The sequence below is a fragment of the Paenarthrobacter sp. UW852 genome (assembly GCF_024608385.1).
In the GTDB taxonomy this organism is placed as follows: domain Bacteria; phylum Actinomycetota; class Actinomycetes; order Actinomycetales; family Micrococcaceae; genus Arthrobacter.
Genome location: NZ_JAMSGY010000010.1, coordinates 51,049 through 72,825, shown reverse-complemented (window position 1 = coordinate 72,825; position 21,777 = coordinate 51,049). Strand labels below are relative to the sequence as shown.

Below are 21,777 nucleotides of genomic sequence, written 5' to 3'. Positions count from 1 at the left end.
GAACACAGAATGAGCAGGATTTTCATCACCGGCGGCTCCGGCCGGCTTGGCCGCAGCGTTGTGGCCGGCCTCGCCGGGGCCGGCCACACGGTGATCTCAGTTGACCGGGACGCCGTCCCGGCGGAGCATCTGCCGGCTGGCGCTGAGCAATACACCGCAGACTTGCTGGCGCCGGGGGAGGCGGAACGCCTCATCCGCGAAACAGCGCCCGACGCCGTGATCCACCTCGCTGCTATCGCCGTACCTTTCAGCGCACCCGAGGACGTCATCTTCAGCACCAACACCCGGCTCGCGTACGCGGTCATCAGCGCAGCCACCGACGCAGGCGTCCCGAAGATCGTGACGGCGTCCAGCCCCACCGCCCTGGGCTACGGCTCACCGGCCGGATGGCTGCCGCCGTCGTTCCCTTTGGACGAGCAGACGCCGCCCAAGCCATGGAACGCCTATGCGCTGTCCAAGCTGATCGCCGAACAAACCGTACAGATGTTTGCGGCCGCCCAGGGCGAGAAGATCAGGTATGCGGCCTTCCGTCCGTGCTATGTGATTTCCCCCGAAGAGTGGGAAGGTGCCCTGACGCAGCAGGGGCACACGGTCCGCGAACGCCTGGACAATCCCGCCCTCTCGGCGCCCGCACAGTTCAACTACGTGGATGCCCGGGACGTGGCCGACTTCCTGGACGTGCTTCTGGACAAGATGGACTCGATCCCGAACGGCGAGGTGTTCTTTGTTGGCGCGAAGGATGCGTTGGCCACCGCGCCCCTCGCAGAGCTCTTCCCACGCTTCCTCCCCGGCAGCGGGCCGTTGACCGAAGACCTTACCGGGACCAGCCCGGCGTTCTCGATCGACAAGGCCCGCGAACTCCTCGGCTGGGAGCCCAAGCGCACGTGGCGGACCGAACTCACTCCGCCCTACGAGGGCCCGGACACCGCAGCATCCGAACAAGCAGCACTCAATGACGAGATCCACGCCGGCCTGGTCCCGGCGGGAGCAACCAAGGAGACACCATGAACTTCGACGGCGTACTGTTCTTCCCCGTCACTCCCTTCGCTGAAGACGGCACCGTAGACGTGGCCTTGCTGAAGGAGCACATCACCTCCCGCCTTCCTTTCGGCCCCGGTGGCGTTTTCCCAGCCTGCGGCACCGGCGAATTCCATGCGCTCTCCCTTGACGAGATCCGCACAGTGGTTACTGCCGCCGTCGAGGCCGTTGCAGGTGCCGTGCCGGTAGTTTCCGGTGCCGGTGGTCCGCTGGGCCACGCCATCGCCGCCGCGAAGGTGGCCGAGGAAGCCGGCGCGGACGCGCTCCTGGTGCTCCCGCCGTACCTGGTCACCGGCCCCACCGATGGCGTGGTGGCGTACGTCGAAGCCATCGCCGCCGCGAGCAGCCTTCCGGTGATCGTGTACCACCGCGGCACCGCCAAATTCACTGCCGAAGCCATCACCCGCCTGACCGCCAACCCGAAGGTGGTTGGCTTCAAGGACGGAATCGGCGACGTCGGCTTGGCCCAGGAAATCGTCTCGGCCATCAACGCGAGCGGACGCAAGGACTTCGCACTCTTCAACGGCCTGCTGACGGCCGAACTTACCCAGGGCGCCTACCGGGGTCTCGGCATTCCCCTGTACTCTTCGGCCGCTTTCGCCATGGCACCGGAGATCGCCAAGGCCTATTACGACGCCTACGTTTCCGGTGACGAAGAACGACGCCACGCGTTGCTCGAGGGCTTCTATGCGCCGCTGGTCCGTCTCCGTGACCAGACTCCGGGCTTCGGCGTCTCCCTCATCAAGGCCGGACTTCGCCTTGCCGGATTGCCGGTCGGCCCCGTCCGCCCGCCGCTGGTTGACCCCTCCGAGGAACAGCTCCTGGAGCTCAAGTCCATCCTGGCCAAGGGCCACGAGCTGGCCGGCAGCTGATGGCGGCCCGCATCACGGGCCTGGCCACCCGGCTGATCACGGTCCCGCTGCTGCGCAGCTGGGGTGCAGAGGCGCCAGAGAACCACGTGATCGTCACCGAACTGACTACGGACGACGGCGGCACGGGCCATGGTTTCTCGTGGACACCTACCATCGGTCCCCAGGCGGTCAAGGCCCTCCTGGACCACGACATCGCACCGTTCATTGTTGGTTTGGAAGCGAACGCGGACATTGTCTGGGATCAGCTGTGGAAGCGGCTGCACGAAGCCGGCGGGGGAGGCCTGACCACCATCGCCATGGCCGGTGTGGACCTGGCCCTGTGGGACCTGAAAGCGCGGCAGGCAGGGACCTCTGTCACCGGTCTCCTGGGCCAGCGCCGGGAATCCGTGGAGGTGTATGGCTCCGGCGTGAACCTGCACTACACAGTGGAGCAACTCGTGGAGCAAGCGCACCGCTGGGTTGCCGCCGGGCACAACGCGGTGAAGATCAAGGTGGGCAAACCCGAACTGAGGGAAGACGCTGAGCGCGTCGCCGCCGTTCGGAAGGTCATTGGCCCGGACCGGTTGCTCATGATTGACGCCAACCAGCGTTGGGACCTGGCCCATACCTTCCGTGCCTTGGATGTTTTGGGGGAGTACGGACTGGAATGGCTGGAAGAACCGATCCGCGCCGACGACCTTTGGGCCTACCGCCGCCTGCGCAAGCACTCCCCGGTGCCCATTGCCCTGGGCGAGAACGTCCACACCATCTACCGGTTCCGCGATTTCATCGAAGCCGAAGCGGTAGACATCATCCAGCCCAACATTGTCCGGGTGGGTGGCATTACACCGTTCCGCAGGATTGTCGAACTGGCCAGGGCCAACAGCATCAGGGTGGCGCCGCACCTGCTCCCGGAGCTTTCCGGACAGCTTGCCCTCACCCTGGCCGAAGCCGTGAGCGTGGAGGACGTGGAGGACGCCTCGTTCGGTCAACTCGGGATCCTCGCCGGGCCCTCCCCGGTACGTCTCCACAACAGCAGGCTCAGCAGTGCCGGCCGCATCGGGCTCGGCTTCGACTTCGCCGGGCAGCATTCGCAGCACCTAAAAGTGCCAGCCCCTGAAAGCAAAGGAAACCGCATTGAGTACAGCAACTCTTGACCTGACCGCCATCACGGACGCCGCAACCGCAGCGTTCAAGGTGACCTCAACGGCAAGTGACGCCGAACGCGCGGCCTGGCTGACCGCCGTCGCCGACGCTTTGGACGCCAACGTCACCGAGCTGGTGGCCATCGCAGATTCCGAGACGAGCCTGGGCACCGTCCGGCTCACCGGCGAGGTAGCGAGGACCAGTGGACAGCTCAGGTTGTTCGCCACAGTGATCACCGAGGGCTCCTACCTTGAGGCCGTCATCGATCACGCCGACCCGACGGCCACCCCGCCCAAGCCCGACCTTCGCCGCATCCTGCGTCCGATCGGACCGGTGGCGGTGTTCTCGGCGTCGAACTTTCCGTTCGCCTTCTCCGTGGCGGGAGGCGACACCGCGTCCGCATTGGCCGTCGGCTGCCCGGTGATCGTCAAGGCCCACTCAGGTCACTTGCGCCTGAGCGAGCGGACCGCGGAGATCGTCACGGAAGCCCTGGCCAAGGCCGGGGCCCCGGACGGCATCTTCGCACTGGTCAGTGGCCGCGAGGCCGGAACAGCCCTCGTCCAGGACCCGGCCATCAAAGCGGTGGGATTCACCGGCTCCATTCCCGGTGGCCGGGCACTGTTCGACCTCGCCACGTCCCGCCCGGAACCCATCCCGTTCTACGGTGAGCTGGGCAGCCTGAACCCGGTGGTCATCACCGCGGATGCCCTGGCCGAGCGTGGCCAGCAGCTCGCTGCGGGCTTGGCTGGTTCCTTCACCATGGGCGCGGGCCAGTTCTGCACCAAGCCCGGACTGGTCTTTATCCCTGCAGGCACCGATTTCGCGTCACAACTGGGCGAGGCGAGCAAGGACAAGCCCACGGCTGCCATGCTTACCGAGCGCATCGCTGAGGCTTACCCGGACGGGCTGCGCAGCGTCGCGGACCAACCGGGTGTCGCCGTCGTCAGTGGCACGGTCCAGCAGGACAGCCTGGCCGACGGTGCCGCGCCCGTGGTGTTCTCTACCAGTGCCGCCAATGTACTGGAACGCCCGGATGAACTGCTGGAAGAGTGCTTCGGCCCCACCACCCTGCTCATCGAATATGCGAACCAAGAGGAGCTGTCGGCAGCCCTCGCGAAGGTGCCGGGGAGCCTCACCGGCACGGTGCACGCCGAGCCCGGCGAGGATGTCTCCGGCTTGGTAGAGCAGCTCAGCACCCTGGCCGGCCGGGTCCTGTACGATGGCTGGCCCACCGGTGTCACCGTGAACTGGGCACAACAGCACGGTGGCCCGTACCCGGCCACGACGTCGTTGTTCACCTCAGTGGGTGCCACCGCTGTGCGCCGTTTCCAGCGCCCGGTGGCCTACCAGGATGCGCCTGAGAGCGTGCTGCACCCAGCCCTGCACGACGCCAACCCGCTTGGTATCCCGCGTCGCGTGGACGGTGTGCTCACCCTGGTTGGCTAGGCACACGCAGAAGGGGCGGGTCACCGTGATGGTGACCCGCCCTTTTCGTATGGGCCCTGCAGGGCTTACGGACGCAACAGGGCTTAGGGACGCAACGTCAGCGGACGACGACGGCCGTCAACTTCCGCGGTCGGCCAACGGTCGTCAACGGTCAGGACGCGCAGGCCGGAATCCGTGAGCAGCACCGTGTCCTCGATCTTGACCCCGGGTCCCGAAGGGTTCCACGTGAAAGGTTGGTTGAGCACGATGGTGTCCGTTACGTCTCCGGTGACCCGGGGATCGCGGCCCGCATAACCGGCGGGCCCACCCTGGTGGTGGAGGGTCCACTGATCGTCGCCAAAGCCGTGCCGCGCGTAGGCAGTCTTGATCTCGGCGAAGACCTCGTTGAGCTGTGCCCCGGGGACTGTGGCCCGGAAGATGTCGGCCTCAACGGCCGCGATGCGGGCCTCGGCGTCGAGCTCCTGCGCTGAGCCGGCGTCGAACGCTACCCAACGGGTGACGTTGGCAACCAAACCGTTCCGGCGTGCGCACACCACCGCCATGGCGCGCCTGCCGATGGGAGAGTGTGTTGCCAAGGGGTGGCGGAAGTCGCTCCGGCCGGCACCGTTGCAGAGCAGGACCAAGGGCTCGGCCCCAGCCGCGACGATCCTGGCGGCAAGCGCCGAGACCAGCTGGAATTCGGTGGTTTGGGGGGTTGCTGCTGTGAGGACCTCGGTCATGGCAGCCGCAGCATCCGCCGATAGTGCAGCGTAGCGGGCGGACTCGGCTGGCAAGAGCTGCTGGCGGGCCGCCCGCAGTTCGGTGGTCACGGCAGCTTCCACCAACGGGTTCCCGTCGATGGCCAGTCCCGCGGCCGCGGCATGCAGTTGGCCGTACCACGGAACGGTGGACAGGCTAACCCCTTCCGGCAATTCCTCACCGGCGATCCGCCCGGCCTCATTGTTGAATGTCACCAGGTGGTCGCCGGAGCGGTCCACCAGGAGGGCGGCAATGGGATCGCCGGCGAGGCTGATGTGCATCCGGCTGCCGTCCAGGTACCAGGTGAGCGCGGTGTTGGTGGTGAGCAGGAGCGAGTCCCGGCCCGCGGCGTCCAGGATGTCCAGCACGCGACGGCGTTTCACTGCGCGGTCGGCTACGTTGCCGGGGGCGGTAAGTGCTGTGGTGGGCGTTGTGGACTGTATTGGCGTGGTCATGCCGATTCCCCCAAGGTAGTGATGAGCTGTTCAATGTCTTGTGTTGCCAGGAAGCCGTCCGTGATGAGCACCGTGACGGTCCTGTGGACAGGGTTCCCGGGTTCGGTGGGCACCGGGGCATCCCAGGCCAACGACAATCCGACTCCGGGATAGCCCGAATGCCGCACGAACCATGGGTCCGGCGCCTGTGGTGAGGCAAGGAAGACGAGTGTTGCCGGGTGGCCCAAACCGGGGTCTCCGGTGACGTGCGCGGCGCCGGAGGTTCCGGCGTCGAACGTTCCCGACCACGCCAACCACGACGCCACGCTGCCGTGCACGGCGTCCTCGCCGCGGGCGTCCGGAGTCCAGATGGTCGCGTCGCTGACTTTGGGCAAGCGCCAAAAGAAGCCGCCGTAACCGCCCTGCGGCCGCCCGTTGGAACCGGGGCTGCCCAGGAGGACCGGATGACCGGTGGCTGACTCAAGCGTGAAGTCGAGCGTTAGCTTCCACGTTGAATTCCCGACGGCGGCCCAGCGCCACTCGCGCTGTTCGCGGAGCAGCCGGGTGCCGTCGGGCCCTATCCAGCCCAGCTGTTCGCGCCGCTGCCCGTTACTGTGCTCCGCGGATTCGGTGACGATGCGGCCATGGTCCTTGCGCCAGACGTACGCGCCGGCGTCGCGGGTGTAGGTCCGGCCGCCCCAGAAGTTGACGCCATCCACGTCCTGGAGGGCAACACCTGCGCCAAGGTGCCACACGTGGTCTTCCGGGATGTGGTCGGTGACTACAGTGCCGGCAAGGGTCCGCACAGGGTGCAGGTAGGGGCGGGGGGACGAGGTCGGCCGGATGCGGGTCCCGTCCTGGATGGTAGCGACGGGAGCGCCGTCGATCTCCAACGCCGGACCACCTGCTGCAGTCCACGGCGCTCCGAGCTCGGCGAAGGTGGCATGCCCCAAGGCAGCGCGACGGATCAGGGACTCGATGCCGTGCACCACGGGGTGGGCATCGTCGCCGTTGCCGTCCCACGTGATGAAGTCGGGGTGGATCGCTCGGGGCGAATCCGCTGTCCGGATGGCTTCGAGCACTGACACGTAGGCGCCAACCCCACCGAGAGGGCTGAGCAGGTCCTCGTGGGTGCGTGCGGCAAGCAGGTTCTCCAGGAGATCCTTCCGCCCAAACGTCTCAGTCCGGACACCCCCAGGCGTGGTGATCTCCAACCGATCCTCCGTGTAGAAGAGGGTCAGCTGGCCCTCGGTGCCGTACACGGTGACCGACGGTGCGGACTGCTCCGGCGCGCACAACGTCAGTGCACACGTCAATACCGTGCCGTGGGTGGTGCGTACCCGCACCACGGAGGTGTCGTCACTCTGGGTGGCGTTGGCACGGTAAAGATCGGTGTCCACGGATTCGATATCCGCCACGGTCCTTGCCCCGGCCAGCCACAACCCGGTGGCCACTGCGTGCGCCAAGGCGTTGGTGGCCACTCCGTCCACCACGTCCGTACCGTTCAGGCTGCGCTTGCCGGCCCACCGGGACCGTTTGAAATAAGCCTTGGTCCGGAGCCACAAGCCCGTGGCGCTGATGCCTCGCACCTCTCCGATGGCACCGGACCCCACCAGTGCTTCGATCGCGGGGAGGGCGTCCGAACCCAGGCTCTGGAACCCTACCTGGACCAGGCGGCCGGCGCTCGCGGCCGCCGCCATGACTTCCCGGTACTGCACCATGGAGGCCACCGGCGGTTTTTCGAGGTACACGTTGGCTCCGGCGTTGAGTGCAGCAATGGCCAACGGCGCGTGGGTCTGGATGGGCGTGGAGATAATGACGACGTCGGGGGCCGCTCCGGCGGCCAGGAGTTCGTCGAGCGAGGCGTGGATATCCACTCCCGGTTCGAGTGTGTCCTTGGCCGGTGGGTTCGGATCGGCGACTGCCACCAGCTCCAAGGCACCTGCAGCACTCAGCCGATCCAGGTTCTCCAGGTGCCGTTCGCCGAAGCCGTGCACACCCACCAGTGCGACGCGGGGGAGTCGTGTTGGGCCCTCCGCTGTTGTGGTGGCCAATTGTTGCGTCATGATGCTGTCCTAGCGGGGTCAGGTTCGTGGGTTGTTTTGGTGGCCGATAACCGCAGGGCCTCGGTGAGGAAAGCTGCTGCCCAGCAGCGTCGCAGCTTTCGTCACGGTTTCCTCGTGAGCGGCGGCCGCGGCGCCGTAGAGCGCCGCCGCGGAAGGTTCGACGTCGGCCTCCCGCCAGAGCGACTGCTGGCCTCTTACCGCTGGCGGCACGGGACCGAAGCCACCCGGGAAAGGACTATCGGCGTCGTGGTCTTCGACCCCGGCAGGAAGCTTCACGAGCCGTTCGGCGCCATACGACTTGATGCCGGCGTGGATCGTGTATCCAAGGTCCGGGACGACAGCCGGTATGCCAAGCACGTCGCTGAGTTCCTGGGCGGTGGCCGACCCGGCCCGGTGAAAGTGTGGCGCGTAGCCTGGCCAGTCCTCATACCCGGCCAGCGCACTCGGACGAAAAGCAGTTCCGGCCATGTCAGCGGGGGTCATGGCAGGCGCTGGGGTTGGTTGACAATGGTGTCCTGCCTTATCGATGCGGGAGGGTGTGCGGAGGCGCACGCCGGGCTTCTTCAGCGTGGGAAATCGATGCTGGCGGCTTCGTAAGAAAACGCTTTCTCAAAAATTAGCAAAAGGCTGTACATGGGTCAAGAAAACGTTTACTTTGGTACGGAGCCGCTGAACATCGGGAGCCAATCCCGGTAACTCAGGGGAGTGCCGGAAGATCGACGGCATCCCGGAAGGCAAGCATCAACAGACTCGAACTCCGTGGATGGCCACGATGACCAAAGGAGACCACATGGCCGCTGTAGTACACACGGGGACGCCGCAGGGCGTTCGCGGTCCGGAGAGGGGGAATCCATGAGTGCCATTGGTGAACTCTCAACGATGACCCGCCGCAAGGGCCCCATGACCAAGGAAGAGAAGAAGGCCAACGGCCGCGACAACAAAGCGGCCTACATCTTCCTTCTTCCTTGGCTCGTTGGCTTGGTTGCCATCACAGTGGGCCCCATGCTGATGTCGTTGTACCTGTCCTTCACGGACTACAACCTCCTGCAGCCTCCGGAATGGGTGGGCCTGGACAACTTCGTCCGGATGTTCGGAGACGCCCGCCTCCACAACTCATTGCGGGTCACCTTCACCTATGTACTGGTGGGTGTTCCCCTGCAGTTGGCAGTGGCCCTGCTGATCGCGCTGGTCCTGGACAAGGGTCTTCGCGGCCTGCCGTTCTACCGCTCCATCTTCTACTTGCCGTCCCTCCTTGGTGGTTCCGTCGCCGTTGCCATCCTCTGGAAGCAGATCTTCGGCACCACGGGCCTGGTTAACCAGGTCCTGGCCATGGTGGGCATCGAAGGACCCGGCTGGATTTCGGATCCCAGCACAGCTCTTGGCTCGATCATCCTCCTGCATGTATGGACGTTCGGCGCTCCGATGATCATCTTCCTGGCAGGCCTGCGCCAGATCCCCAACATGTACTACGAAGCCGCGGAAGTTGACGGCGCCACCACCCTCCAGCGGTTCTGGCGGATCACCCTCCCGTTGCTGAGCCCCATCATCTTCTTCAACCTGGTGCTCCAGATCATCGGTTCGTTCCAGTCGTTCACGCAGGCATTCATCGTCTCCGGCGGCAACGGCGGACCGTCCGACTCCACCATGTTCTTCACGCTGTACCTGTACCAGAAGGGCTTTGGCCAGTTCGATATGGGTTACGCCTCAGCGATGGCCTGGGTCCTGCTGGTCATCATCGGCGTCTTCACCGCCATCAACTTCATCGCTTCAAAGTATTGGGTGTTCTACGATGACTAAACTCCAGAGCCTTCCCGCAGCAAAAACCACCGAGCCGGGCAAGGCTCCGCGCCGCCGTGAATCTCCCGGAAACCTGGCCTTCAGCCGTAGTGCCCGCGTCAAAGGGTTGGTCAAGCACGCCATCCTGATCGTGGTGGGCCTGGTGATGATCTACCCGCTCCTGTGGATGGTGGTTTCTTCCCTGCGGCCCAATGACCTGATCTTCCGCGAACCGGGCCTCTGGCTGAACAGCCTCGACATGACAAATTACACCGACGGCTGGTCGGCCCTGACCCACCCGTTCGGTCACTACATGATCAACTCGGCGATTGTGGTGCTGGGCTCGATCGTAGGCAACCTGGTGTCCTGTTCCATGGCCGCCTACGCCTTCGCCCGCCTGCAGTTCACCGGCAAGAAGCTGTTCTTCGGCATCATGCTGCTGACCATCATGCTTCCGTTCCACGTGGTGATCGTGCCCCAGTACATCCTGTTCTCGCAGATCGGCTGGGTGAACACCTTCTGGCCCCTCATTGTTCCCAAGCTCCTGGCCACCGATGCGTTCTTCGTGTTCCTCATGGTCCAGTTCATCCGCGGCATTCCAAAGGAGCTTGACGAGGCGGCCCGCATCGACGGCGCTGGACACCCGCGGATCTTCCTCCGCGTGATCCTGCCCCTGATGGTGCCGGCCTTGGCCACCACCACCATCTTCACGTTCATCTGGACGTGGAACGACTTCTTCGGAGCCCTGATCTACCTGACGGACCCGGACATGTTCACAGTCCCCGTTGCACTGCGCGCCTTCGTTGATTCGCAGTCCGCAACCAGCTGGGGATCACTCTTCGCCATGTCCATCGTGTCGTTGTTCCCGGTGTTCCTGGTGTTCCTGTTCGGCCAGCGGTTCCTCATCAAGGGCATCGCCACCACCGGTATCAAGTAGGCCGGCCGTCGACGGCCCGGCCGGTGCGCCGTCGTAATACCCAGCAACTAATACAAGTCGTTATCTTGTAATACAAGAATGTGACTCGTATCATAAACACAACTAAGAAAACGCTTTCCCATATCGCATCAGGATCAATGAAGATCGGAGACAACAGTGCCCGCACAACCCAAGGGTGAAGCAGTCGCCCTCGCAACAACAGGGGCCCCCCGCCGAACCAAGCGCAGGCTCCGCGCCTCGGCCCTCGTCGCGGCAACGGCCGCCGCGGTCCTGGCGCTCACCGCCTGCGGTGGCGGCTCGGAAGCCAAGAGCGCCGACGGAAAAGTGGAGCTTCGCTTCGCCTGGTGGGGCGGCGACAAGCGGGCCCAGGTAACCCAGGCAGCCATCGCGGCCTTCGAAGCCGAAAACCCCAACATCAAGATCAAGCCCGAGTATGGAGACTGGAGCGGCTACTGGGACAAGCTGGCCACCCAGGTTGCCGCCAATGACGCCCCGGACATCATCCAGATGGACGAGAAGTACATTACCGAGTACTCCACTCGTGGCGCACTGCTGGACCTCTCCAAGTACAAGATTGATACATCCAAGCTGGACGCGGCGGCCTTGGATGCGGGTAAGAGCGAGAAGGGCCTGACCGGTATCGCGGCAGGCATCAACGCTGCGACCATCCTGGCCAATCCCGCCGTCTTCAAGGCAGCAGGCGTGGCACTGCCCGATGACAAAACCTGGACCTGGGAAGACTTCGAGCGGATCTCGGCCGAGGTCACCGCCAAGTCGCCCAAGGGCACCTATGGGGCCGCGGCGTATGGAACCGATGAGGCTTCCCTTGGAGTATGGCTCCGGCAGAACGGCAAGTCCCTCTACACCGATGACGGCAAACTGGGCTTCGAACCCTCCGATATTGCCCAGTGGTGGAGCTTCCTGAAGGAACTCAGCGAGAAGAAGGCGGTCCCGTCCGCCTCGGAGGTAGTTGAAGCCGAAGCTGCGCCGCTGGACCAGAGTGGGCTCGCAACCGGCAAGAACGGTCTCGCCTTCTGGTGGTCCAACCAGCTTCCGGCCCTCGAAAAGGCTGCCGGCGGTGAGCTGCAGATCCTGCGCTTCCCGTCCAAGACCGGCAAGGCTGCCGACGCCAAGCTCTGGTACAAGGCCTCCCAGTTCTGGTCCGCTTCCTCCCGCACCAAGCACCCTGAAGAAACAGCGAAGTTCATCGACTTCCTGACCAACAACGTCAAGGCCGGCGAAGCCCTCCTCGCGGACCGCGGCGTCTACCCGAACTCTGATGTGCGTGATGCCATTGCGCCCAAGCTCGCCAAGGCCGATGTCAAGGTAGTGACCTTCATCGACCAGATCAAGGGCGAACTCGGGGATGCTCCGGCCGCACCGCCGAAGGGTGCCGGCGCCATCCAGGAAATCGTGAAGCGCTACACCTCCGAAGTCCTGTTCAACAGGCTCTCCACCGACGAAGCGGGCAAGAAAGCCGTGGACGAAATGAAGTCCGCCATCAGCTAGTCCTTATCCGCGGGAACCGCCCCGGGCGATCATTCGTGATCCGCCCGGGGCGCTTCGTTTAACGCGGGGTTTGCGTCAGTCCTCCGCGATGACGGCGACCGCCCCGGCGGGAACCACGCCCGTGAAGCGGGCCCCGCTGAGCAGCTCGTCGCCGTCGGCCTTGACGGCCTGGTCCTCGCGGCTGTGATTGATGGCGAACAGGAAGCTGCGGCCGTTTTCGGCACGCCGCCTGGTCAGTTCGACGCCGGGTGAGGACTCGGTCACGGCTGTCACCCCTGCTTCTTCGATGAGTCGGGCTGCCAGTGCGTCGATGCCGTCGTTGTCCGGAAGCGTTGCGAGGTACCAGGCCGAACCACTGCCGACGGTGCGCCGGGTCAGTGCGGGCACACCATCGAGCGGGTAGTCGGTGAACGTTGCCAGGACGTCTGTGGAGGCGCCTGCAGATACGTGTTCGCTCCAGACCGTGCCAACAGTTCCATCGCTCAGCGTGACCGAAGCGCCTGGGAAAAGAGGATGGAATTCCTCGCTGCGGACGCCCAGCAAATCCCGAAAAGCGCCCGGGTAACCGCCGAGCCGAACATGGTCACGTTCGTCGACGATGCCACTGAAGTAGCTGATCAGGACGGTAGCGCCACCCTCGGCGGCCGCAGCGATCGAGGCCGCCGCGGCGTCCGTCACGCAGTAGAGCGTGCAGACCAGGATGAGGTCGTATCCGGACAGGTCACCGGAGGGGTGGACGAAGTCCGCAGTCACTCCACGGAGGTACAAAGAGCGGTGGAAAGCGCGCATCGTGTCGAGGTACTTCAGCGAGTTGTTCGGGTGCGAGTCCAGTTCGGAAGCCCACCAGGCCTCGTAATCGAAGACGATCGCAACGCGCGATTCCACCCGGGATCCCTTGACAGGTTCGAGCTTGTCCAGGGCATCGCCGAGTTCCACGACGTTCCGCCACACCTGGGTGTCGCGGCCGGCGTGGGGAACCATGGCCGAGTGGAATTTCTCGGAGCCCGCCTTGCTTTGGCGCCACTGGAAGAACATCACGGCGTCCGCCCCACGGGCCACATGCGCCAGCGAGTTCCGGAGCATTTCGCCGGGCATTTTCGGCTGGTTGTGGGGCTGCCAGTTGACCGCCGACGTCGAGTGTTCCATGAGTATCCACGGATCTCCGCCCGCCACGCCACGGGTGAGGTCGGCGCTGAAGGCGAGTTCGATGGCGCGCTCAGGATCTGCCGCCACCAGGTAGTGGTCGTTGGCGATGACGTCCATGTCCTTGGACCAGTCGAAGTAGTCCAGGGTTTTCGTGGCGCTGGAGACCATGAAATTGGTGGTTGCCGGCACGTTGGGAGTGACTTCGCGGATCACGGCCAATAGTTCCCTGTAGAAGTCGATGAAGGCCCACGAATTGAATCGGACGAAGTCCAGTTGCTGGCCCGGATTGAGCGTGGTGGGGGCCGCTCCGGGTGGGATGATCTCTTCGAATGAGGCGTAGTGCTGGGACCAGAATGCCGTTCCCCAAGCCTCGTTCAGGTCTTCGATGGTGCCGTAACGGCGTTCCAGCCAGGCACGGAAAGCGGCGGCGTCTTCTTCGCCGTGGAACTCCCCAACGTGGCAGCCGAGTTCGTTGTCCACGTGCCAGAGCGCCAGCGCGGGGTGGTCCTTATAGCGCTCGGCGATCACGCGCGTTATGCCGGTGGCATACCGGCGGTAAACAGCTGACGACGGCGTGTAGTGACGTCGCGATCCGCGCTCCAGTCGGATGCCTTCCGCCGTGACGGGAAGGATTTCCGGGTACTTGCGGACCAGCCAGGCCGGCGGTGAAGCGGTGGCCGTGGCGAGGGCTACCTTGATGCCGGCTCCGTGGAGGTTGTCCATGACCTCGTCCAACCACCCGAAGTCGTAATTGCCTTCGCTGGGTTCCAGGAGGCCCCAGGAGAAGATGCCAACGCTGAGGAAGTTGACGCCGGCTTCCTTCATGAGCTCAATGTCCTCGAGCCTGACATCCCGGGGCCACTGTTCGGGGTTGTAGTCGCCCCCGTAAGCGAGGCCGCCAATGCTGTTCCAGACCGAGGGGCTGCGGGGAATAGAGGGGGAGGTCAAGGGGACTCCTTCGTCAGGTTGGCCGAACTGGTGCGGGTGCTGCTGAACGTATGAATGCAGAATATCGGTCAAAACGCGTTCTTTGGAAAACGCTTGCCCAGTTTCCGTATTGCGGCTATTGTATCGATTCAGAACGAGTGTAAGCGAGATCACTGCCACGTTGTAGAGAACTCCACAAGCTTGCACCAACTGAGCAAGGAGGCTCTCATGATCGACAGAAGGAAATTCCTCACCACGGTGGCACTCGGCACCGCATCTGCCGCGTTCCTCTCGGCCTGTGGCCAGTCATCGTCCTCGGGCCAGACCGGTTCCGCGGACAAACCCGTCACCATCACCTACACCTGGTGGGGCAATGACGACCGTGCAGAACGGACCCGGAAGGCCATTGCGCTCTTCGAGACCAAGAACCCGGACATCAAAGTCAACGGCAACTTCTCCGACTTCGCAGGCTACTGGCAAAAGCGCGCCACCGAAGCCGCTGGCGGTGGCCTGCCGGACGTCATGCAGTGGGACCTCTCCTACCTCCGCGATTACGGCCAGCGGAACCAGCTCCTGGACCTCGGCACGGTCAAGATCAACACCGACGGATTCGACAAGTCACTCCTCCCGTCCGGCCAGATCAAGGGCAAGACGTTCGGCATTCCCACCAGCACGAACGCCTTCGCTGTCTACTACGATCCCGCGAAGCTCGCTTCGCTGGGTATTGCCGAGCCCGACGGTTCCTGGAACTACAAGGAGTTCAACGCCTTCCTCGCCGAGGTTGGGCAGAAGGGCAATGGCACGCTCTTCGGCGGCACCGACTACACCAGTGTTTGGTGGAACTTCAACATCTGGCTGCGGCAGAACAACATCAAGGCCTTCACCGATGAGGGGAAGCTTGGTTTCTCCAAGGACGACCTGAAGAAGTGGTGGAACCTCAGCGCGGACCTGCGCGGCACCGGCGCAATCGTCGGCGAAGACAAGACCACCCAGTTGCTGCCAAAGTCCCCGTTCGGTTCCAACGTCACCGCAACGGAAGTCACCTGGGACAACTTCATGGCCGGTTACCTCGCGGACAGCGGTGCCAAGGAACTGAAGCTTGTTCCCGTGCCCTCCGACGATCCCGACAACCTGGGTCTCTTCCTGAAGCCCTCGATGCTCATGGTGGCCAGCGCCAAGACCAAGTACAAGGATGCTGCGGCCCGCTTCATCGACTTCATGGTCAACGATCCCGAGGTTGGCCAGATCTTCAAGACCTCCCGCGGCGTCCCGGCGTCGAAGACCCAGCGCGACGGCACCACGTTCGAAGGAACCGACAAGTTGGTGGTGGATTACGAGAAGTCCATTGAGAAGTACCTGAAGGACGCTCCCGAGCCGCCCATCGTGGGATTCGGCACGCTTGAATCAACGTTCAAGCGGGTCAGTTCGGACCTGAACTACGGCAAGCTGACCATCGACGGCGCAGCTGATGCGTGGTTCAAGGAAGCCGAAGACCTCATCAAGCAGAACGCCTGATCCAGGCTTTCCCAACTGACGGACTGATCTTGTGACTCAAAGCCCAACCCTGAGCAGGCGTGCCTCGTCCGCAGCCCCGCAACCGCGCACGTCGCGGCGGCGGGGAGCGGACGCCCGCGCCGGATACACCTTCCTGTTGCCGTGGCTGCTGGGATTCATCGCCCTGACCGTGGGTCCGATGATTTCCTCGTTGTACCTATCCTTCACCAACTACAACCTGTTCGATGCCCCCAAATGGATCGGGCTGGACAACTACACCACCCTCTTGCAGGACGAGCGCTTCCTCCAATCAGTGGGAGTCACCCTGCAGTACGTAGTATTCGGAACGCCATTGAAGCTCGCCGCAGCCTTGGCGATCGCGATGCTCCTCAACAGCAAGCGCAAAGGCCAGGGCTTCTACCGGTCAGCGTTCTACGCGCCGTCCCTTATCGGGGCCAGTGTGTCCATTGCCATCGTGTGGAAAGCAATGTTTGGTGACTCCGGTCCCGTCGACCAGGGGTTGTCGTTCTTCGGCATCAACCTCGGGGGCTGGGTGGGCAACCCCAACATGACCATGGGCATGATGATCCTGCTGACCGTGTGGCAGTTCGGGGCACCGATGGTGATCTTCCTGGCCGGTCTCAAGCAGATTCCCGCAGACCTTTATGAGGCCGCGTCCATGGACGGTGCCGGGCCGGTCAGGAAGTTCATCAACATCACCTGGCCCATGCTCTCCCCGGTGATCTTCTTCAACCTGCTCATGGAAACCATCCACGCGTTCCAGATCTTCGCCTCGGCCTACATCATCTCCAACGGTGAAGGCGGTCCCGCGGGCTCCACCCTTTTCTATACCCTCTACCTGTACTTGCGCGGTTTCAGCGATTTCCGGATGGGCTATGCCTCGGCAATGGCCTGGCTCCTGGTGATCGTGGTCGGCATCATCACGCTGATCTTCTTCAAGACCTCCAAGTCCTGGGTCCACTACAGCGGTGATTCAAAGTGACAACAATGGCAACCCCCACCCAGTCCACTCCGCCGGCCACGCAGGCTCCGGTGTACAACCCGAAGTCCGAGTCCGTCACGGCCAAGCGGATCAAGAGCGCCATCTTCCACATCGTTGCCTTGGCGCTGGTGGTAATGGTTCTCTACCCGGCTATCTGGATGATCGCTTCGTCCTTCAAGCCGAACTCCGAGATCGGCGGGGCCAACAACGCCCTCTGGTCAGCCAACTTCAGCTTCGACAACTTCGCCACCGCCATGGACGGCATCGGTGGTGTCTCCACGCTGACGTTCTTCACCAACTCCCTGATCCTGGCTGTTGGCGCTGTAGTGGGCACCGTACTGTCCGCCTCCATTTCCGCCTACGCCTTCGCCCGGATCAACTTCCCCGGCCGCGGGCTGTTCTTCGGCATGATGATCGCTACCTTGCTTCTGCCGTTCCACGTGGTGATCATCCCGCAGTACATCGTGTTCCAACAGCTCGGCCTTGTGGACACCTACGTGCCGCTGCTGATCGGTAAGTTCCTCGCCGCGGATGCGTTCTTCGTCTTCCTCATGGTCCAGTTCATGCGTGGCCTGCCGGCCGAACTGGACGAAGCGGCGCGCATCGACGGTGCCGGGCACGCCCGGATCTTCGGATCCATCATGCTGCCGCTGATGAAGCCGGCCCTGATTTCCACGTCGATCTTCTCCTTCATCTGGAGCTGGAACGACTTCCTGGGCCCCTTGCTGTACCTGAACACTCCCGAGAAGTACCCATTGCCCCTGGCTCTGCGGCTCTTCGTGGACCAGACCCAGTCCTCGGACTACGGTGCCATGATCGCCATGTCCGTGCTGGCGCTGCTGCCCGTGCTGGTGTTCTTCCTGGTGTTCCAGCGCTACATCGTCGAGGGCGTTTCCACCCAAGGACTCAAGGGCTAGGGGAGCGGACAATGAGCACCATTGGCACGTCAACCGGAACACCAGGCATCCCGGTCAACCGTTTTGCGCTGTTCTCCGAAACCATCCTGGCCGGAGTCATTGTTCTCCTGCTCTCCGTTCCTCTGGTGACGGCGCCGGCTGCCTATGCGGCCGGCGTCGCCCATCTGGAAAGGCACCTCAGCGGCAGGGACGATTCCCTGCGCAGCTTGTGGGGGAACTTCCGTAAGGCGCTGCCCGGCAGTTGGAAGCTGGGAATCACGACGGCGGCAGCCGCCGTCGTGATTGTCCTGAACCTGTTGCTCGCACTGGTGGGGCAACTGCCGGGGCGGGCTGTGATCCTGCCCGCCACAGTCATACTGGCGGCCGGCGGTGCGGTGCTCCTGCTCCGCATGACGGCCAACTGGAGTGGCCAGGTGGCATGGAGCGGGGATGAGTACCAAGTGCCCACAGACGTTCCGGGCTCCCAGCGCTGGGCGGCGGCCTATGCCAGTGCGAAGAGCGATTCCCTGCGTGACTGGAGTGGCTCGCTGCTGCTTCTCGCCGCCGTGTTCATGGCAGTTGTCTTCGTCTGGATGCTGCAGGCGTTGTTCGTGATCGTGCCCGGAACCCTGGTGCTCGCGGCGGCCGCCATCAAGATCCGTTCCCACCGAAACTCCAGACCAACCCGCTGAATCGAGCAGACCTCCCCGTGTCGCCGCGCCCGTTCCCACCGCGCCCCCAATCCACCAAGCCCCCAACCAGGCGTGCCCGATCCACAGAGTCCTGGCACTACCCGCTGCGGCACCACAACTACCGGATCTTCGTCGTCCTCTCCCTGGTTGGCAGCGGTGGTGTATGGATGCAACGGCTCGCGCAGGACTGGTTGGTCCTCCAGCTGACCGGCAGCCCGGCTGCGGTTGGCCTGGCCGTTGCACTTCAGTTCCTTCCCATGCTGGTGGTGGGCCCCGTCAGTGGTGTGCTGGTGGACCTTTTCCCCAAACGTCGCATCCTGCTGGTATGCCAGTCGGTTGCCGTGGTGCTTGCCGCAGGCCTTGCCGCGTGGAATGCGATGGGCGGCACGGACGTGTGGGTGGTCTACGCTTCGTGCATTGCCTTGGGGATAACCAGTGCCATTGACGGGCCGGCCAGGCAGGTGTTCGTCAATGAAGTGGTAGGCGACGCCGGCCTTCCTGCGGCCATCGGACTGAACAGTGCGATTGGGCAACTGGGCGCCATGGCAGGTCCTGCGCTTGCCGGTGTGGTGATTGCCCATACGGGCCCGGCAGCGGCCTTCGCTGCCAACGCATGCCTTGGCGTGGCGGTCCTGGTGATGATCGCATCCATCCGTCCGGGGGAGCTCCACCACTCGCCGGAACCGCCCGGCCCCGGGGCAGGTCGCGGCCAGGTCCTGGCTGGGTTCCGGTTCGTCCGTGCCCGTCCATCCCTTCTTCTAACCATGCTCCTGGCCGGTTTGCTGGGTGCCTTCGGCATGAACGGGCCCGTTGTCCTGGCAGCCTTCGCTGACAGGGTGTGGCACAGCGGCCCGGCCGGTTTCGGCCTCTTCAACACCGTCAGCGCGCTCGGAGCTTTGGCTGGCGCCTTGGTCGCTACCCGGATCAAACGGTTCGGACGCAAGGGAATTGTGGCCAGTGCCGGGCTCTTTGGCCTGACCCAGCTCCTGGCCGCGTTGATGCCGACCCAGGAGTGGTTCGTGGTGATGCTCATTGTGGTGGGCTTCATGACCCTGGTATTCCTCACCAGCGCTGCGACTGCCGTCCAACTCGAAGCCGGCGCGAATGTCCGCGGACGTGTCCTGGCGCTTTATTTCCCCCTCCTCCTGGGCGGACACGCCTTGGGTGGGTTGTTGGCGGGGTGGCTGACCGAGGATTTCGGTGTGCGTACGGGGCTAGTCATCACCGGGGCGCTGGGCATGGCGTCTGCCGCGGTGATCGGGTTGCTGCTGCGGCGCTGTTCCCGTCGAGGCGGCAATTGATGACAGTTCCACGGAAGCGGACTGTTACTAACTGCCATCTCGCGGCGACGTGGTGCGTGTAATCAGCGGCTGGCTACCAGCTCGTCAATCTCGTCCACATCCAGGGAACCATCACTGATCCAGACCGTGTTGGTGCGTGCCAGCGAAGTGCCCCGGGCCAACTCCACCGCACTGTCCCAAGCCAAGGCCGAGCCCAATGCCGGGTAGCCGCTGCACCGCACGAACCACGGATCGGGGGACTCCATAGGCGCGCCGAACACCAAGGTGGCGGGACCGCCGTCGAACTCTCCCGACCAAGCCAGCCACGGCGAAACGGAACCGTGCACAGCCGGCTCTCCGTCGGCTGTGGCGGAGAAGACGCGCGGCGAAGAGTTGACAGGCAGCCGCCAAAAGAAGCCACCGTAGCCGCTTCCGGCGGCACCATGCGAACCCGGGCTCCCAAGCGTGACATCGACGACGGCGGTGAGCTGGGTCTGGATGTCCAGCCGCCACGTGCTGGAGCTGATGAGGCTGCGAGTGAAGGTGCGACGCTCTTCCAGGAGGAGGCTTCCGTCGGCCCCGAACCACTCAAGGTCCAGTGCTGCGTGGCGACCTCCGCGGGTTACGCCTGCGATGTCCACCCGGCCGTGATCGTTCAGGTCAACGTACTTTCCAGCAGTCCTGCGGTAGCTGCGACCGCCCCAGAAGTTGCTTCCGTTGACATCCTGCAGCGCGAACCCGGCACCGAGATGCCAGGCATGGTCCGAGGCCAGGTGGTCCGTCACCACAATTCCGGCTTGCGTAGACACCGGGTGCAGGTAAGGACGGGGAGAGAGGTCCCCCTCGAGGCCACTTCCGCTGCGCAGGACGGTAGCCAGCGTGGCTGGCTCGGCGGCGGGAGAAGTGAACAGGGCCTCGGCGCCCGATGTGACCGGCCGCGCCCAGGACAGACCCAGCTCGGAGAAGGTGGCGTGCGCACGGGTGGCGCGGTCCAGGATGTCCTCGATGCCAGGGATCACGGCGTGTGCTTGATCGCCCGATCCCACCCAGACCACGTTTTCCGTGGGGATGAGGGCCGGCTGATCGGCCGTGCGGATGGCTTCCAGGACGCGCATGAACGCGCCACTGTGATCGAGCGGACTGAGCAGCGGCGTGCCTTCGGACAGGTGCTGCAAGAGGTTCTCGGTGAGGTCATCGCGACCAAAGGTATTCGAGGTTTCACCGTCTTCCGTGCGAACCGTCACGCGGTCCTCCGTGTAATGGAACACCGCCGTTCCTTCCGTGCCGTGAAGCGTCACGTACGGTTCCACAGACTCCGTGGCGCACAGCGTGAGGGCACACGTGATGGGCAATCCAGCGGTGGTACGCATCCGGATTACCGAGGTGTCGTCCGCCTCGATGTCGTTCGCGCGGTAGAGATCGGTGTCCACAACGGCCAGATCCTCAGCGTGCCGTGCACCGGCAATTCGCAGCGCCGTAGCGATGGCGTGGGCCAACGGATTCGTCGCTACGCCGTCCACCACATCAACGCCGTCCAGACTCCGCTTGCCCGCCCAACGGGAGCGCTTGTAATAGGCGCGATCCCGAACCCATCGGCCGGTGGCGGAGATGCCTTTGAGGGTCCCTATTTGGGGAAGTTCGGGTGAGGATTGGCCATTCGCCAGCTTGTCCAGTGCGGCCAGGGCGTGCGAGCCCAGGCTCTGAAAACCGATCTGAACACTTCGACCGGCCGCGCTCGCAGCTTCTTGGAGATGGAGGAAGTCCTTCATGGAGGCGACCGGGGGCTTCTCCAGGTAGAGGTCGGCCTGGGCGGCCAGCACGGACAGGGCCAAGGGTGCGTGGGTCTGGATGGGGGTGGCCACGATGACGACGTCCGGGGAGTGGTTGCCGGCCAGCAGGTCTCCCAGATTCGAATGCACGGCCGTTGTCGCGGGCAGCGTTCCCGGGGCCGGAGGGTTGGGATCGGCCACAGCGACCAAGTCCACCAGGCCCTCCGCCCGTAGCCTTTCGAGATTTTGCAGGTGATGGACGCCGAAGCCATGCACCCCTACCAAGGCGATCCGCGCCAGTGTCGTCCGCGGCGTCGGTGCTGACGGTGCCATTGCTTCGCGCGTTGCTCCTTCGCTGCGCAACTGCGGAGCGTCACCGTGGTGTTGGCTGCTGGCGGACTCGACGGAGCGGGCTTCCATGGCTCTCCTCTGCTGGCGATGCGGCGAAGGCGAGTGACGCCGTCGTCCGGGTTGCATTTCATGTGGTCCGGCGGGTTCAGGCTATACCCAGCAAGCGCTTTCCCACTTTCGGTTCAGCCCAGTGTAACCCGCTCCAGGTAGAAATGTAACGATTCAAGAAGTCCCTTGACGCGGTCCATGTGCAGCGTCTAAGTTTTCGGGAAAGCGTT

At 64.1% G+C, this 21,777-nt stretch carries 17 protein-coding genes; 12 read left to right on the top strand and 5 right to left on the bottom strand.

The window, feature by feature from the left end:
- Window positions 1-9: 9 nt before the first annotated feature.
- Genes NEK97_RS16700 through NEK97_RS16685 form a run of 4 tightly spaced genes read left to right on the top strand, consistent with a single transcriptional unit; the run spans window position 10 to window position 4,481 of the window.
- A complete protein-coding gene (locus NEK97_RS16700; protein WP_257370907.1) occupies window positions 10-1,008 on the top strand; it encodes an NAD(P)-dependent oxidoreductase in 999 nt (332 codons plus the stop codon).
- The gene (locus tag NEK97_RS16695) at window positions 1,005-1,910 is read left to right on the top strand and encodes a 5-dehydro-4-deoxyglucarate dehydratase (RefSeq protein WP_235517384.1); all 906 of its coding nucleotides are present in this window, start codon (window positions 1,005-1,007) and stop codon (window positions 1,908-1,910) included. Before NEK97_RS16700 ends, NEK97_RS16695 begins: the two co-directional genes overlap by 4 nt.
- The gene (locus tag NEK97_RS16690; RefSeq protein WP_257370906.1) at window positions 1,910-3,046 is read left to right on the top strand and encodes a mandelate racemase/muconate lactonizing enzyme family protein; all 1,137 of its coding nucleotides are present in this window, start codon (window positions 1,910-1,912) and stop codon (window positions 3,044-3,046) included. The genes NEK97_RS16695 and NEK97_RS16690 overlap by 1 nt, the downstream gene beginning before the upstream one ends.
- Window positions 3,027-4,481, top strand: a complete 1,455-nt coding sequence (locus NEK97_RS16685; protein WP_257370905.1) for an aldehyde dehydrogenase (NADP(+)) — start codon at window positions 3,027-3,029, stop codon at window positions 4,479-4,481. The genes NEK97_RS16690 and NEK97_RS16685 overlap by 20 nt, the downstream gene beginning before the upstream one ends.
- Window positions 4,482-4,564: 83 nt before the next feature.
- Here NEK97_RS16685 and NEK97_RS16680 read toward each other — a convergent pair whose 3' ends face one another.
- The 3 genes from NEK97_RS16680 to NEK97_RS16670 are packed head-to-tail and all read right to left on the bottom strand — an operon-like array spanning window position 4,565 to window position 8,202.
- Entirely contained in the window at window positions 4,565-5,674 is a 1,110-nt protein-coding gene (locus NEK97_RS16680; protein WP_257370904.1) for a Xaa-Pro peptidase family protein, read from the bottom strand.
- Window positions 5,671-7,719, bottom strand: a complete 2,049-nt coding sequence (locus NEK97_RS16675; protein WP_257370903.1) for a DUF6807 family protein — start codon at window positions 7,717-7,719, stop codon at window positions 5,671-5,673. The genes NEK97_RS16680 and NEK97_RS16675 overlap by 4 nt, the downstream gene beginning before the upstream one ends.
- Window positions 7,720-7,737: 18 nt before the next feature.
- Window positions 7,738-8,202, bottom strand: a complete 465-nt coding sequence (locus NEK97_RS16670) for a hypothetical protein (RefSeq protein ID WP_257370902.1) — start codon at window positions 8,200-8,202, stop codon at window positions 7,738-7,740.
- Between the two features lie 369 nt (window positions 8,203-8,571).
- Between NEK97_RS16670 and NEK97_RS16665 the strand changes: the two genes are divergently transcribed.
- From NEK97_RS16665 to NEK97_RS16655, 3 genes are all read left to right on the top strand, one after another.
- Complete coding sequence (locus tag NEK97_RS16665) at window positions 8,572-9,516, top strand: carbohydrate ABC transporter permease (RefSeq protein ID WP_211713445.1); 945 nt, start codon at window positions 8,572-8,574, stop codon at window positions 9,514-9,516.
- The gene (locus NEK97_RS16660; RefSeq protein ID WP_235517377.1) at window positions 9,509-10,432 is read left to right on the top strand and encodes a carbohydrate ABC transporter permease; all 924 of its coding nucleotides are present in this window, start codon (window positions 9,509-9,511) and stop codon (window positions 10,430-10,432) included. The genes NEK97_RS16665 and NEK97_RS16660 overlap by 8 nt, the downstream gene beginning before the upstream one ends.
- Window positions 10,433-10,588: 156 nt before the next feature.
- Window positions 10,589-11,941: an ABC transporter substrate-binding protein gene (locus tag NEK97_RS16655; RefSeq protein ID WP_235517376.1), complete on the top strand. Its 1,353-nt coding sequence runs from the start codon at window positions 10,589-10,591 to the stop codon at window positions 11,939-11,941.
- Between the two features lie 75 nt (window positions 11,942-12,016).
- Here NEK97_RS16655 and NEK97_RS16650 read toward each other — a convergent pair whose 3' ends face one another.
- A complete protein-coding gene (locus NEK97_RS16650) occupies window positions 12,017-14,035 on the bottom strand; it encodes a beta-galactosidase (protein WP_257370901.1) in 2,019 nt (672 codons plus the stop codon).
- Between the two features lie 207 nt (window positions 14,036-14,242).
- Here NEK97_RS16650 and NEK97_RS16645 point away from each other — a divergent pair, with 207 nt between their 5' ends.
- From NEK97_RS16645 to NEK97_RS16625, 5 genes are read left to right on the top strand one after another with little or no spacing between them, the layout of a single operon-like run.
- On the top strand, window positions 14,243-15,529 hold the full coding sequence (locus NEK97_RS16645; protein WP_235517374.1) for an ABC transporter substrate-binding protein: 1,287 nt from the start codon (window positions 14,243-14,245) through the stop codon (window positions 15,527-15,529).
- A 31-nt stretch (window positions 15,530-15,560) separates the two neighbouring features.
- Complete coding sequence (locus NEK97_RS16640; RefSeq protein ID WP_257370900.1) at window positions 15,561-16,511, top strand: carbohydrate ABC transporter permease; 951 nt, start codon at window positions 15,561-15,563, stop codon at window positions 16,509-16,511.
- Complete coding sequence (locus NEK97_RS16635) at window positions 16,508-17,428, top strand: carbohydrate ABC transporter permease (protein WP_257370899.1); 921 nt, start codon at window positions 16,508-16,510, stop codon at window positions 17,426-17,428. Before NEK97_RS16640 ends, NEK97_RS16635 begins: the two co-directional genes overlap by 4 nt.
- An 11-nt stretch (window positions 17,429-17,439) precedes the next feature.
- Window positions 17,440-18,099 (top strand): Poxvirus protein I5, encoded by a 660-nt coding sequence (locus NEK97_RS16630; RefSeq protein ID WP_257370898.1) that lies wholly within the window; start codon window positions 17,440-17,442, stop codon window positions 18,097-18,099.
- Between the two features lie 17 nt (window positions 18,100-18,116).
- Complete coding sequence (locus tag NEK97_RS16625) at window positions 18,117-19,400, top strand: MFS transporter (protein WP_257370897.1); 1,284 nt, start codon at window positions 18,117-18,119, stop codon at window positions 19,398-19,400.
- Between the two features lie 62 nt (window positions 19,401-19,462).
- Here NEK97_RS16625 and NEK97_RS16620 read toward each other — a convergent pair whose 3' ends face one another.
- Window positions 19,463-21,481: a DUF6807 family protein gene (locus NEK97_RS16620; RefSeq protein ID WP_374111543.1), complete on the bottom strand. Its 2,019-nt coding sequence runs from the start codon at window positions 21,479-21,481 to the stop codon at window positions 19,463-19,465.
- Window positions 21,482-21,777 lie beyond the last annotated feature (296 nt).